Source organism: Paenibacillus ginsengihumi DSM 21568, assembly GCF_000380965.1.
GTDB lineage: Bacteria > Bacillota > Bacilli > Paenibacillales > NBRC-103111 > Paenibacillus_G > Paenibacillus_G ginsengihumi.
Genome location: NZ_KB905557.1, coordinates 46,665 through 61,461, shown reverse-complemented (window position 1 = coordinate 61,461; position 14,797 = coordinate 46,665). Strand labels below are relative to the sequence as shown.

Here is a 14,797-nt window from a genome sequence, read left to right as displayed (position 1 = left end):
ACGGCGCGGCATCCAACAGGGAAAAGCAGACAATCGAGAGGAGTTTACAAAGTACATGTCCAAACGCAAGCATACTTATCCACTTACGGCCGCCGCATTGGCTTTGACCGTCATGGCGGCCAATCCTGCGGCAGCGGCCGAGACGGGCGCTTCAAGCAGCGTCTCGACCCGCTCGGCGCAAGGCTTTACGGACGTCAGTGCCTCGCACTGGGCGATTAAGCATATTACGAAGCTGGCCGCTCTCGGCGTCATCGAAGGCTACGAGCGCGGGGAATACCGTCCGGAAAATTCCGTCTCTCAGCAAGAGGTTATCGTGATGGCGCTGCGGATGATGGGGCTGGAGAGCGAAGTGAAGAAATCCAGCGTAGCTACGGCGTTTCCGTTTCTGGTCGACGATTTTTTCAAGCCGTACGTCGCCTATGCGTTTGACCGGGGGCTGATCGACATCGGCGAGGAGACGGAAGGAACGACTGCCAAGACGCAGTGGGGCCGCAAGGAAGCGACGAGAGAATGGGTGGCGAAGCTCGTCATCCGCACGATCGGCAAGGAGAAATTGGCCGACAGCTTGGCGGACGATACCCCGCCGTTCAACGACTCGAAAGACCTTTCCTCCTGGGCGGCAGGATACATCAATGCGGCTGTCGACCTGAAGATCGTTGACGGCTTCGAAGACGGTTCGTTCAAGCCGAAAGGCACCGTAACCCGCGCCCAGATGGCAACGTTTCTGAGCCGCGCGGAGAAAGACATGCCGTCGGCGCCGGAACGCGTCACGACCGGCTACATTCTGGAAATGAACAGCAACAAGCTGGTGCTGCTGACGAAGGACGAGAAAAAGGTCGAATATAAGCTCGGCTCGAATACCGTCATTTACAAGCGCGAGGACGACAGCCGCATTCCGGCGTCCGATCTGAAGCTGACCAACGAGATCTATTTGATTCAAAACGGCGGCAACGTATCTTACATAGAGCTGCTGGACGACAAGCAGCAGCTCGAGACGTTCGAGGGCACCTTGAGCGAGCTGTTTGTGGACGACATGATCGTCTCGCTGCAGCAGGGCAGCGCCAAAAAGCTGTATCAGCTCGATTCCAACGTAACCGTAACCGACAAGGACGGGCGGGGCTTGAGCCTGAACGGCATCGCGACAGGGAGCATCGTGCAGCTGAGCCGCAATCCGCTGCTCAAGGAAGAGAAAATTACGCAAATTGTCGTCAAGCAGGCTCCGGTCAGCAAAACCGCCGAGGGAACGGTCGTATCTGTCGACAGGGAACAAAATGTGGTTTCGTTCCTCGAAACGTCGACGGGAGCAACGGAAACGTACGGCATCGGCGCCAAAACGACGCTTACGCTGGCGGACGGCTCGGCGGCCGACTTGTCCAGGCTGACTGCGGGAGACATCGTCTCGTATGAAATTAAAGCGAATGAGCTCGTCTCGATGAAAGTGACCAAAGCGGCGGATGTCAGCATTTCGGAGCAGGGCAAGCTGACGGCGATCAATCACGATACCCGCACGCTGACGATCAACCGTTCGGGGAATGCGCTGGACGCCTATTATTTTGCCGACAACGCGATCGTATCCATTGACGGTCTGCCTGCGGCCACCTTCTACGATCTCGAGATCGGGGACGAGCTGAAGCTCGACATTGTCAACAATGAGGTTATCAAAGCGACGGTAACGAGCCGTGCCATCGAGCAGCTGACCTTCGCGACTATTCTGAACTATTCGACGCAATCCAAGGTGCTCACGGTTTCGAAGCACGACGGCTCGGTAGGCGCCTACAAATTGACCGATTCGACGGCGATCCGCTATGCGGAATCGAATCTTAATTTGAACAACTTCGACCGCTTCTTCCTGGACAAAGCCGATAAGAAGGTCAATATCAAGGCATCGAAAGACCGGATCATCGAGATCGATTATGCGCTCGATATCGACGGGTCCATTCAGCAGGTCAATACGACTTCATACGATGTGACGATCCGGACGGCCGGCGGCCAAACCTTGACCTTCCGCGCGCCAAGCGCCGTTCCCGTCGAATCCCAGGACGGCAAGAAGACAGGGCTAGGCGAGCTCAAGCCTGGCGATAACGTTCGCCTGCGGCTCAGCAACTCGCAGGATTTGGTGACGTCCATCACCGTGAAAAAGACGGGCTTGTACCGGGTGACCGGCGTGAACACGAACCGCAGCGAGCTGACCGTGAAGGACGAGAACGGAAAAAGCTTGACGATCGAGATCGACAGCAACAATCAAATAATAAATCCCGGCAAGCCGACGCACGATCTGAAGGATATTCAGGTCGACGAATTCGTCAAAGCTGCTTTCAACGGCAGCGAGCTGGAGCATGTGACGCTGTTGAATGCGGTTCGCGGCAAAGTGACCGCCGTCGATCTGGCGGCTAATACGATTACGGTGCAGGATTACAATAAAGGCATTCAGGTCGTGCCGGTCGGTCAATTGTTCACGGTGAAGCAGAACGGAACATCGTACACGACGCTCTCTTCGATCAAAGCGAATGACCGGGTCGAAATCGTCAAAAATACGGACGACAAAGCGACGATCTATGTGGCGACGTCCGCCAAGCGGGTCGTTCAGTCTTACGATTCCGTGCTGAGCCGGATGTCGTTCAAGGCTTCGGACAGCGACGGCAAATCGACGTACTATTTCTTCGCCAAGGCATACTTGCACAAAGGCGGCGACACCGTCACGCCCGGCGCTTTTGCCGAGAACGAAGAAGTAACGGTATATATTTTGGACGACAAAATCGTCGAAATCGAAAAATAATCCGGATGCCAGCGCAATTTTGTGCTATGAATATGTAACCTTTTACCCGGATAACCCGTCTATTTAGGTAGGCTAGGCCGCCTTTGGACGGGTTTTTTTTCGCGAAATTTGCGTCCTTTGTCGGAAAAAATTCGTTTTTGACAGGTACAAGCCATTGATTCGCCGCATTCGTTTCGTTAAACTGTAGAACAATACCCGTTTCTCCCGACAACGGACGGCGGGTTCGACTTCCCGATATGTTGGAGGGAGCAAGGCATGTCAACGAAGGTTCGCCGTGTCCTCGATACGATCGCCGAAATGTTTCCCGACGCTCGCTGCGAGCTGAATCATTCCAATCCGTTCGAGCTGACCATCGCCGTGCTGTTGTCCGCACAATGCACCGACGAGACGGTGAATAAGGTGACAGAGAGCCTGTTTAGGAAATACCGGCGGCCCGAAGATTATTTGGCGGTGCCGCTCGAGGAGCTGGAGCAGGACATACGGCGCATCGGACTGTTTCGGAACAAGGCGAAGAACATTCAAGCGTTATGCGCGCTTCTCCTGGAGAAGCACAACGGCGAAGTGCCAAAGTCGCACGAGCAGCTTGTCGAGCTGCCGGGCGTAGGGCGCAAAACGGCTAACGTAGTCATATCGAACGCCTTCGGCGTTCCGGCCATTGCTGTCGATACTCATGTGGAGCGGGTGTCGAAGCGCCTCGGGTTAGCTATGGCGAACGATTCGGTGCTCGAGGTCGAGAAGAAGCTGATGAAGAAAGTGCCTAAGGACGAATGGACGCAAACCCACCATCGGTTAATTTTTTTTGGTAGATATCATTGCAAAGCTCAAAACCCCAAATGCGAGACTTGTCCGCTGATCGATTTGTGCCGGGAAGGAAAGCAGCGTATGAAAACCGGCAGAAGCAGGAAAACTAGTAAACAGGCATAGAGGCTTGCAGCCTGAGCGAGCGATGAACACGACAAATGAACACGACAATTGAAAGGACGATACGGCATGAAGTGCATTTCCGTGTATACGAACAATTTTGAAGTTTTTTCCGATATTTACGAGAAGGTGCTGAGCACCCCGCTGGCGGAAAATGAGGAGAAGCAGGTCGAGGGCGTCGTCGTCTTCGAATCCGGAAGCGTGCCGGAAAATTACGTGGACCGCATGAAGCAGCGGCCGGAAGTCGTCGTCATGAAGGTGCGCGACCGCGACATTACGATTTTGCAGCATCGCAATGTGTTCGAAATATTGCTCCCCGAAACCGAATCTGTGGTACACTAAAAACCGAAGTCATTCGGTTTTTTTTGTTTGAAATTGCTGCATGGGAGAGGAAATCAAAGAGAGATGAGTTACCCGACGATAATCGACACAAATCGCCAATTGGAAGAAGCATTGCAAGGACTGCTGGAGCAGGTCCGCAAGGAGGGGGACCGGGTCAGCGAGGGGAAGATCGTCCAGCTGCTGCACAAGGCGGCAAGCGGGCGGATGGGGATTGCCTTCTGCGGCCATTTTTCCGCAGGCAAATCCAGCCTCGTCAACCGGCTGTGCGGTCATGAGCTGCTGCCGTCCAGTCCGATACCGACAAGCGCCAATATTGTTACGATCGCAGACGGCGAGGCCGGAGCCCGGATCGTATACCGGCAGAACCCGGGGGTGGCCGGCGCCCCGCGCACGGACGTGGTGCCGCTGCACGAGCTGGCGGAGCACTGCCGCAACGGCGAAGCGATCGAAACGGTGGAGATCGCCTATCCGATTCCGTTTCTCGGCTCTGCTGCGGCGCTGCTCGACACGCCGGGGATCGATTCGACGGACGACGCCCACCATTTGGCGACGGAGTCCGCGCTGCACTTGGCCGACGTCGTATTCTACGTGATGGATTACAACCATGTGCAGTCTGAGATCAATTTCGCTTTTACGAAGAAGATGAAGGAATGGGGCAAGCCGCTTTATCTGATCGTCAATATGATCGACAAGCACCGCGAAGCCGAGCTGCCGTTCGCCGCTTACCGTCAAAGCGTGGACGAGGCATTCGCCGCCTGGGGCATCGAGCCGGACGGCGTGCTGTACATTTCCGGCAAGCATCCGGACCATCCGCTGAGCGAGTTCGCGCGGCTGCAGTGGCTGCTCGGCCGCCTGATCGCGCAGCGCGAGCCGCTGACGCTGGCCAGCCTGGCCAAGTCGGCGCAGGCGATCGCCGCGGCTCACGCCGCCTGGGCAGCCGAACGGAGCGAGCCGGCGAAGCAGGTGCTGCGCAGCCGGCTGGCCGCCGATGACGGCGCGGCGGAGGCAGAGCGGGAGCGCAGCGAGGCCGAAGCGGAGTTGCTGCGCCTGGAGGGGCTGCCGCAGGAGCGGGAAGCGGCCGCGCGCAAGGAGGTCGCGGCTGTGCTCGACAACGCCAATCTGACGCCGGCCGCGACGCGCGACCTCGCTCACGAATATTTGCAGAGCCGAAAGCCGGGCTTCAAGGTCGGCTGGCTCGGCTCGGCCGCCAAGACGGCCAAGGAGCGGGAGCGCCGGCTGGAAGCGTTCCACCGCGATTTCGCCCACCAGCTGGAGACGCAGGCCGAGAGGCATGTACAGCAGTCGGTGACGCGCGCCTTCGCCGACTGCGGGCTGGATGACGCCGCCGTCGCCCGCGAGGCTGGCGCCATCCAAATCGAGGCGACGCCGGAATGGTTGGCGGGCCAGGTGAATGAAGGCGCCGGATTCGGCGGCGACTACACGCTGACCTACGCGAAGCAGGTCGCCGGCGAGATCAAGGCGCAGTACCGCAAGGCGGCGTTCGAGGCGGCGGAGCGGCTCGCCGGCCAGCTGGCGGCGGAGCTGGCGCCGCGCGTCGCGGCGCTGCGGGAGCGCATCGCCGCGCTCGACGAGCGGCTTGCCGACGCCCGCGAGCTGGCGCGGCTCGAGCGCGAGGACGCCGCCTACGCGGCCGCGCTGGCGGCGCCGCTGGCGGCGGCCGAGACGCCGCTGCCGCCGCTGCCGCAGCCGGCGGACGCGCCGCCGCCGGCCGCGCCGGCCGGGGCGCCGGCCGCTGCGGCGTCCGCTGCCGCCGCGCCCTCGCAGGCGGCTGGCGCGGCGCCGCTCGCGAGGGCGGCAGCGCCGGCAGCGGGCACGCCGGCGGCAGCCGCCGCCGCGCTGGCGCCCGCCGCCGCAGCCGCCCGGCCGGCGACGGCGCTCGCGGATGGCGAGCACCGCCGCCGCATGCAGGCGGCCGCCGCGCGGCTCATGGCCGCTGCGCGCGAGCTGGACGGCGTTGCGCCGCTGGCGGCGATTCGCCGCTCGCTCGAGGAGAAGGCCGAGCGGCTGGCGCATAATCGCTTCACGGTGGCGCTGTTCGGCGCGTTCAGCGCCGGCAAGTCGTCGTTCGCGAACGCGCTGATCGGCGAGCGGGTGCTGCCCGTATCGCCGAATCCGACGACGGCGGCGATCAACAAGATCATGCCGCCCGATCCCGACAACGGCTGGCCGCACGGCACGGCCAAGGTTCGTATGAAAAGCCGCGAGCGGCTCGAATCCGACATCCTGTATTCGCTGGAGGTGCTCGGCGAGCCCGCGGCCGATCTGGAGGAGGCGCTTCGCCGCATTGCAGGGCTCAAAGCTTCGCGCGTTCCCGGCAAAGGGAAGCCGCATTACACGTTCCTGAAGGCGGTCGAACGCGGCTGGGCGGCTGCGATGCCGAACATCGGGCGCGAGCTGAAGGCGACGGCCGAAGAGTTCGCCGGCTACGCGGCGGACGAAGCGAAGTCGTGCTTCGTGGAATGGATCGAGCTGTATTACTCGAATCCGCTGACCGATCAGGGCGTCGTCCTCGTCGATACGCCGGGGGCCGATTCCATCAATGCCCGCCATACGGGCGTCGCCTTCGAGTATATTAAGAACGCGGACGCGATCCTGTTCGTCACCTATTACAATCATGCGTTCTCCCATGCGGACCGCGAGTTCCTGCTGCAGCTCGGGCGGGTGAAGGACAGCTTCGAGCTGGACAAAATGTTCTTCATCGTTAACGCCGCGGACCTGGCCTCCTCGCCGGAGGAGCTGGACGGCGTGACCGGACACGTGAAGGATAACCTGCAGCAGCACGGCATCCGCCATCCGCGCATCTATCCTTTGTCGAGCTACAACGCGCTCGAAGGACGGCTGACGGGCGATGCCGAGGCGGTGCAAGCGTCGGGCATCGAAGCGTTCGAGCGGGATTTCGCCGGGTTCGCCTTCGGCGAGCTGACCGAGATTGCGGTTCGCGCCGGAGAGGCGGACGTCAGGCGGGCTGCCGAGGTGCTGCATAAGCTGGCGGACAGTGCCCGGGCCGACGCCGGCGAGCGGGCCAGACAGGCCGAGGCGCTCCACGTCGCGCTGCAGCAGATCGACGCGGAGCTGAAGCGGCCGGAGACGGAGCTGGAGCGCGAGGAACTGGCCAAGGAAATCCGCGAGCTTGTCTATTACATCAAGCAGCGCACCTCGTACCGGTTCGGCGAGCTGTTTGCGCTCGCCTTCAATCCCGCCGATTTCCGCGAGGACTCGCGGGATAGCAAGGCAGCGCTGCAGTCGGCGTGGAACGATCTGCGCCGCATGCTGGCGTTCGACCTGACGCAGGAGGTGCTGGCGACGACGCTGCGGATCGAGAACAAAATCAACCGGCTGGCGGAGCGCGCCGCGCAGCGCTGGACGGAGCGCATCCGCAAGGACATCCCGTCGTTCGAGCCGGCAGGTTACGAGCCGCTGCAGCTTGTCCGCCCGGAGCAGGAAGCGGCGTTCGAGCCGGACGAGATTACGGTCAAATGGCTGTCCGGCTTTTACAAGAACGGGAAGCAATTTTTTGAAGGCGACGGCCGCACCCAGCTGCGCCGGGAGCTGGGGGCGAAGCTGGGCGAGCCGATGGCGCGGTTCGCGCAAGCGCAGGCCGACCTGCTCGTAGCGGCTTACGAGGCGCAGCTGGATGAAGGCTGCAGGCAGCTGGCCGAGCGCATGCTGAGCGAGTTGAAAGCTCACGCCGACGGCCTGCTGTCCGCGCTGGAGGCCCGCGTCGACCCGCAGGAGCTGATCGGACGGCAGGAAGCGCTGCTGAATCTGCTCTCTTAAGCTGAAAATGCGCTTGCCATTGCCGACGCATTCTTCAGCAGGCCACAGGTGACGGCCGCTGCGGCAAGATTCGCTCGCAGCCGGCGTCCATAAGGAGGTCAAATAACAGCATATGCGAAAGGCTCGGGAAGCGTTCCCGGGCTTCTTTTTTTCAGAATTCGTGAAAGGGTTTACATTGCTTGGATTTCGGCATTTTCCTATGAAATAGACCGATTATGCAACCATAATGTGGCGAAAACGGTGTTATTGCCTGTTTCCACGACATTTCCGGCTGGACGGATTGTTGCCGCTTTCAACCGATGATGCTACACTTCAATAACGTAGCTTTGACGCTTTCGGGCATTGCTAACGGCGGCCCGAAAGCCATTTTTGCTTTAGGCGGCAAAAAAAGCTAACCATTCAGGCACATCATTTGTACCTGCGGAGAAGGAGGGGTTTCCCGCATGAATGTGTTTAAGCAGTTGAAGCCGTTTTATTGGCCGGAAAGGAAATATTTGTTCGCCTCGATTTTCTGCCTGATGATCGCGACGGCGCTGGGGCTTGTCTATCCGAACATGCTCCGCTATCTGATCGACGAAATCATCGTCAAAGGGCAATACCACCTCGTGCCGACGCTGTCGCTGGCGGTGATCGGGGTGATGACGGTCAAGGCGACGTTCCAGTTTCTGCACGGGGCTTCCAGCGGCAAATTGGGCAATCATACGGCCTACAACTTGCGGAACGCCTTGTACGAGAAGCTGCAGTATTTATCCTTTCAATATTACGACAAGGCCAGAACCGGGGATCTGATGTCCCGGCTGACCGCCGATTTGCAAGCGGTTCGCGATTTTATCGGCTTCGGCTTCGTACAAATTCTCAACGTCTGTATGATGGTGCTGTTCGGCTCGCTCATGCTGATCAGCATCGACCCGCTGCTGACGCTGATTACGATGCTGACGATGCCTTTTCTCGTATATACGGCCATGCGCTTCGAAAGCAGGATTCACCCGGCGTTCCGGTCAATCCGCCAATCGATGAGCTCGATGACGACGGCGGTGCAGGAGAACATCACCGGCGTGCGCACGGTCAAATCGTTCGCCCGCGAGGCGCATGAGATCGACAAGTTCGCCGGCCGCAACCAGGACTACCAGACGAATAATGTCAACACCTCCGGCATCTGGGCCAAGTTTTTCCCGCTGATGGAGCTGTTTGCCAATTTGAGCGTCGTCCTCTTGATCGGCGTCGGCGGCTGGATGGTCATTGTGGAGCGCATTACGCTCGGCGAGCTGGTCGCCTTCTCGAGCATGATCTGGTATATTATCGGGCCGATGTGGGGCATCGGCTTTCACATCAATAACTTCACGCAGTCCAAAGCGGCCGGGGAAAGGCTGCTGGAGGTGCTGCATCAATATGTGCACGTCAAGAACAAGGATAATGCGCGCATGCTGTCGCCTGACCGGGTGAAGGGCCATGTCCGCTTCGAAAAGGTGACGTTCGGCTATCCGGAAAACCCGCCGGCGCTCGTCGACTTCGAGCTGGACGCTCCGCCGGGTTCCGTCATCGGTCTGCTCGGCGGCACAGGCTCCGGCAAATCGACCGTCATTCAGCTGCTGCTGCGCGCCTATAACGTGAAGGAAGGGCGCGTCACTGTGGACGGGGAAGACGTCCGGGACGTGACGCTCGAATCGCTGCGCGAGCAGATGGCGATCGTCTTCCAGGAGACGTTCCTGTTCTCCTCGAGCATTCGCAACAACATCGCCTATGGCGTGAAGAACGCGACCATGGAAGAGATCGAACGGGCGGCGAAGCTGGCCAAAGCTCACGATTTTATCATGGAGCTGCCGCAGGGCTACGATACGATCGTGGGCGAACGGGGCCTTGGGCTCTCCGGCGGCCAGAAGCAGCGGATTGCGATCGCCCGGGCGCTGCTCAAAAATCCGAAAATCCTCATTCTCGACGACGCCACGAGCGCGGTCGACATGGAGACAGAGCACGAAATTCAGCGCGGCTTCCAAGAGGTGATGAAGGGCCGGACGACGTTCATCATTGCCCACCGCATTTCGTCGCTCAAGCACGCCGACGAAATCATCGTCCTCGACCAGGGACGCATTGTGCAGCGGGGAACTCACGAGCAGCTGATGAAGCAGGAAGGACCGTATTTGGAGACGTATAACATCCAGTTCGCCGACAAGCCGGAGGATATCGAGGAGACTGAGGACGCTCCTCCCGCCGCAGCGGGCAGCGGCAGGCCGGAGCCTTGCGATCGTCAGGCGGCCGCCGAGGTGGCGGCGGCATCGAATAACAAGCTGAGGGGGTTCGCGCATTGAACCGGGCAGACAGGAGCAAGAACAGGCCCGCCGGCGCTCAGGCCGCTGGCGGGGCGGCGCAGCCGCGCTTCGTCTATCAGGACGACGAGGTGCTGGACAAAGAGTTCGATTGGGGCCAGGTCAAGCGCCTCAGCCGGTATATGAAGCCATACGCCAAGCAAATTTTGCCGATTATCGGCATCATGATGGTCGTCGGCGCCTTGACGAAGCTGCTCAATCCGCTACTCATCGCCTATGCGATCGACCATGCGCTCGAAGGCAAGAATCCGACCGCGCTCTTGTGGTGCGTCGCCGCCATGCTGGCGCTGTATGTCATTCAATGGCTCGCGAACAATTTCAAAATCCGCTATACGAATATCATCGGCCAGAAGGTCATCTACGATCTTCGCCACGATTTGTTCAGCCATATTCAGCAGCTGTCGTTTCGCTTTTTCGACAAGCGACCTGCGGGCTCGATTCTCGTCAGGGTGACGAACTATGTCAACTCCTTGCAGGATTTGTTTACTAACGGCGCGGTCAACCTGATGATCGACTGCGTGCAGCTGGCCGGCATTATCGCGATTTTGCTCATTTACAACTTCAAGCTGGGGCTTGCCATCATCGTGACCGTTCCGATCATGTTCATGGTCTCCACCAAGCTGCGGCTGCGCATCCGCCGGGCATGGCAGGTGGTGCAGATGAAGCAGTCCCGCATCAACGCGCATTTGAACGAATGCATTCAAGGCATCAAGGTGACCCAGGCGTTCGTGCAGGAGAAGGAAAACATCCAATATTTCGACGAAATGAATCGGGACAATATGGTCACCTGGAACCGCGCCTCGACACTGAACCAGTCGTTCAACCCGATCATCGAGGTAACGGGAGCGATCGGCTACTGCATCCTGTTCTGGTACGGCGCGCACCTGATTCAGGCGGAGGAAATTACGGTCGGCGTTCTGGTGGCGTTCTCCACCTACATCGGCCACTTCTGGGAGCCGATCAACCGGCTCGGCCAAATGTATTCGCAAATGCTCGTCGCCATGGCATCGTCGGAGCGGATCTTCGAGTTTATCGACGAGCAGCCGAACGTGGCCGAGAAGCCGGACGCGAAGCCGTTGCCGCCGATTCGCGGCGCCGTCGATCTGAAGCGGGTCGTCTTCGAGTATGAGCCCGGCCGCCCTGCGCTCAAAGGCATCGATCTGCATGTGGAGCCGGGACAATCGATCGCTCTCGTCGGCCATACCGGCTCGGGGAAAAGCACGATCATCAACCTGCTGTGCCGGTTTTATGACGTGACGGAAGGCAGCGTCTCGATCGACGGCATCGATGTGCGCGACGTAACGATTCACAGCTTGCGCTCGCAGATCGGCATCGTGCTGCAGGATACGTTCATTTTCTCGGGCACGATTCGCGACAACATTCGCTTCGGCCGTCTCGACGCGACCGACGAGGAGGTAGAGGCGGCGGCGAAGGCCGTCAAGGCGCACGATTTCATCGTTAACCTGCCCAACGGTTACGACACCGAGGTGCAGGAGCGGGGCAACGTGCTGTCGATGGGGCAGCGTCAGCTCATCTCTTTCGCCCGCGCGCTGCTGGCTGACCCGCGCATTCTCATTCTGGACGAAGCGACGGCCAGCATCGATACCGAGACAGAGCTGAAAATTCAGGATGCGCTCAAGACGCTGCTGCATGGCCGCACGTCGTTCATCATCGCCCACCGGCTGTCGACGATTCGCGGCGCGGATCATATTCTCGTGCTGGACCACGGCAGCGTGATGGAAGAGGGCAATCACGAAGCGCTGATGCGCCACAAAGGCATTTATCACGGCTTGATTCAGGCGCAGTACCGGCTTCTGAAGGAAACCGGATAACGCTTGGCTGACGGCTGACTCACCGCTTTTGCACCTTGTGCAAGGGCGGTTTTTTCTTGGCGCTGCAGAAAGCTTAGCTTCACGCTGCAGAAAGCTTAACTTCGCTAAAGTGAAAGCGAAGTGCGACTTTCTGTGCCAAGAAAAGCACTGCTGCTCAACCGCGGCAGCTCCTCCTTGAATGGACGCCGATAGACGATTGGCTTCCGCGGGCATGTTCTACTTCAAGCGAAGGCCAGCCGCTGAGGCGCAATTCGTTCGCTCGGTTTGCGGCCAAGCACGAAAAGCGGCTGAGGCTGGGTGGGATCAAGCAAGGCGCGGTATTTTCGGGGCTGGGGTGGGGGAACGGAAGAAGGGCCTCAAGCTGCTGGTCTGCGAAGGAGGCCGCGGGCAGTGGCAGCATTTCCGATCGCTGCATTTTAACGCTTATGACACACGCTATTTTGATGAGGATGGTGCTGTAAAGAATCTAACGAAGCTGAGCCGCGCTATTCGTTCGGAAACCTGGATCTTGGGGTCCCACAAGGCGAAGATTGCTGGAAAATGGCGCCATCGGAAAGCGGTCATTTCGGGCTAGTTAAGCTTTGTGGCTAGCGTGAGCGCCTTTATGGCAATCGTTAGCGCAATATTGCGCTGGCTTTCCCCGGCTTATTCGACCCCATGGTGCCTGCGGCTTGCGGAAACGGGCATTTATTCTTCCGGTTAGCGCGAATGCAGAATTCGTCGTCTGGCGGAGGGGGGATTTTTGCCTAATTCCCGTATTTTGGGCTTTTTTGTGCATGGGCGGCATACACTGGATTTATGGGTTGACAGCGTTCTTCGGTGCTGAAAATGTTGCCGGCCGGCAGGTTATCTTCAAATTGTAAAGATAAACGCCGATGTCGAGCGGTTCCTTCGTCGTCGGCCGTCGCCTTCGGTGTTGAAATTTTGTCCGGTGGATACCGTCAAATTGTAAAGATAGACGCCCATGCCCTCGCGCGGCACCGTCCAATGATGAAAAAGGGCTGCGAGCCCTGAAGTATATTCAAGAGAATCCGCAAATGTTGTATTTTGTACAACAAAAACGGGGGGGTACCCCCTGTTTGCGGCTCAAAGTTGCACTTTGTACAACATTTCGGGCGATGTTCCCGGATTTGAAGCCAATTTCGCTCGAATTGTTGCACAAAATGCAACATTTCCCTGCTTCTGGAGCGAAGAGGCCGGAAAATGTTGCATTTTTTGCAGGATTTGTCGCCTGATGTGCCTGGGGAGGGGCCGCGCACCAAGCGCTATTTTCAAGATAGACGCCTATGACGAGCGATTCCTTTCGTCATCGGTCGTCACCTTCGGTGCTTGAAAATTCGCCGGAGGGTTCCGTCCAATTTTTCAAGATAGGAGGTAAGCAGCGTTGAAGAGGCATATCGGATGGAATGGGAATTGGCACTGCTTCCTGCAATGGTTTACAGCTCTTGCCGTTATCATCGGGATCTCTGTTTCGGGACGATGGTTCGTGAAAAGCCATATGAGCGGCAAAATGGACGTTTTTCTGGATGACCAATGGATCGGAACCGTATCGAGCGCAGACATGGTAATTCGTTGGAAAGAAAGCGTTTACAATAACTGGCGGGAGCGGTTCGCTCACGCGGACATCGTATCGAAGCTGGACCGGCTGCGGCTCAAGCAGACCGAGCGCTTCCGCCTCGGCACGGACGACGAGCAGGTGATGCAGTCGCTTCGACAGGCGGCCGTCCCCTCGGCCCTGGCTGTAGAGATTGTCGTCGACGGGCTATCGTTCGGATACATCCGCAACCGGGAAGCTGCGGAGGAGCTGTTCGAGCGGCTGAAGCGGCCCTTCGCTCCGGCGTCTTACCGCGCTCTCAGCGAGCGCTTGCGTCCCGTGTCGATGAGCGCTTCGGCGGCTGCACCGGCGGCGCAGGTGGAATTCGTGGAGGCGGTCGAGCTGCGGGAGCGGACGGTGCCGCCCGAGCTGGTGGAGCCGCCGGAGGAACTGTTCCGGAAGCTGTCGGCTGAACGGGAACAGGCGCAGGAATATATAGTGCAGAAAGGCGATTGCATCTCCGTGATCGCCGCCCGGCTCGGCATTCCGCAGCGAGACATCTACGAACTCAACCCCTGGATCGAGAACGATTTGATCCGTCCAGGCGACCGGCTGGTGTGGAAGAAGAACAAGCCGGTTTTGTCGGTCAAGACGGTGGAAACGCGGCAGGAGACGGTCAAAATTCCGAATCCGATTATATATGAGAAGGACGAAACGCTCGATTCCGGGGTGATTCAGATCGCATCGGAAGGAAAGCCGGGGATCAAGCGGGTATCGATCAGCTCCGTCAAAATCGACGGACAGCTGGTGGAAAACAAAACCGTCGGCGAAACCTTGATCGAAGAGCCGGTGCCGACTGTTGTGAAGCAGGGGACGAAGCGATCGGGAATCGGTACAGGATCTTTCGTGCACCCGGTGATCAAGCCGACGATTACGAGTGAATTCGGGCTGCGCTGGGGCAAGTCCCATACGGGAACCGATTTCGTCTCCGACGAGCCTTCGATTTTGGCTGCGGACAGCGGCAAAGTCGCGTTTGCCGGCATCAAGTCGGGGTACGGCAACTGCATCATCATCGACCATCAGAACGGTTACGAGACGCTCTACGGCCATTTGAGCAAAATCGGGGTGCGGGTCGGCGACAATGTGGCCAAGGGTGACAAAATCGGCGTCATGGGCAGCACCGGCAAGTCGACCGGCGTCCATCTGCATTTTGAGATCATCCGCAACGGCAAGCAGGAAAATCCGATGAAATATTTGCGCAGTTAATGGC

At 58.9% G+C, this 14,797-nt stretch carries 7 protein-coding genes; all 7 read left to right on the top strand.

Translation table 11 applies throughout. The features are described 5' to 3' along the window. Positions 1 to 55 precede the first annotated feature (55 nt). The 7 genes from F591_RS0107685 (at position 56) to F591_RS0107650 (ending at position 14,793) form a co-directional block, all read left to right on the top strand. The gene (locus F591_RS0107685; RefSeq protein WP_019534012.1) at positions 56 to 2,776 is read left to right on the top strand and encodes an S-layer homology domain-containing protein; all 2,721 of its coding nucleotides are present in this window, start codon (positions 56 to 58) and stop codon (positions 2,774 to 2,776) included. Between the two features lie 255 nt (positions 2,777 to 3,031). Beyond that, positions 3,032 to 3,700 (top strand): endonuclease III, encoded by a 669-nt coding sequence (gene nth / locus F591_RS0107680; RefSeq protein ID WP_019534011.1) that lies wholly within the window; start codon positions 3,032 to 3,034, stop codon positions 3,698 to 3,700. Between the two features lie 66 nt (positions 3,701 to 3,766). Continuing rightward, positions 3,767 to 4,039 carry a hypothetical protein gene (locus F591_RS0107675; RefSeq protein ID WP_019534010.1) on the top strand — a complete coding sequence of 91 codons (273 nt, stop codon included), beginning with the start codon at positions 3,767 to 3,769 and terminating at the stop codon, positions 4,037 to 4,039. Between the two features lie 63 nt (positions 4,040 to 4,102). Further along, positions 4,103 to 7,837: a dynamin family protein gene (locus F591_RS0107670; RefSeq protein ID WP_019534009.1), complete on the top strand. Its 3,735-nt coding sequence runs from the start codon at positions 4,103 to 4,105 to the stop codon at positions 7,835 to 7,837. Between the two features lie 443 nt (positions 7,838 to 8,280). Next, positions 8,281 to 10,143: an ABC transporter ATP-binding protein gene (locus tag F591_RS0107665; RefSeq protein ID WP_019534008.1), complete on the top strand. Its 1,863-nt coding sequence runs from the start codon at positions 8,281 to 8,283 to the stop codon at positions 10,141 to 10,143. Further along, positions 10,140 to 11,993, top strand: coding sequence for an ABC transporter ATP-binding protein (locus F591_RS0107660; protein ID WP_019534007.1), 1,854 nt, complete (start codon positions 10,140 to 10,142; stop codon positions 11,991 to 11,993). Before F591_RS0107665 ends, F591_RS0107660 begins: the two co-directional genes overlap by 4 nt. A gap of 1,384 nt (positions 11,994 to 13,377) precedes the next feature. Continuing rightward, complete coding sequence (locus F591_RS0107650) at positions 13,378 to 14,793, top strand: M23 family metallopeptidase (RefSeq protein ID WP_019534005.1); 1,416 nt, start codon at positions 13,378 to 13,380, stop codon at positions 14,791 to 14,793. The last annotated feature ends 4 nt before the right edge of the window (positions 14,794 to 14,797 follow it).

Coding starts and splice junctions, on each gene's coding strand:
- nth (WP_019534011.1), top strand. CDS start 3,032: ATGTCAACGAAGGTTCGCCGTGTCCTCGATACGATCGCCGAAATGTTT.
- F591_RS0107665 (WP_019534008.1), top strand. CDS start 8,281: ATGAATGTGTTTAAGCAGTTGAAGCCGTTTTATTGGCCGGAAAGGAAA.
- F591_RS0107685 (WP_019534012.1), top strand. CDS start 56: ATGTCCAAACGCAAGCATACTTATCCACTTACGGCCGCCGCATTGGCT.
- F591_RS0107675 (WP_019534010.1), top strand. CDS start 3,767: ATGAAGTGCATTTCCGTGTATACGAACAATTTTGAAGTTTTTTCCGAT.
- F591_RS0107670 (WP_019534009.1), top strand. CDS start 4,103: ATGAGTTACCCGACGATAATCGACACAAATCGCCAATTGGAAGAAGCA.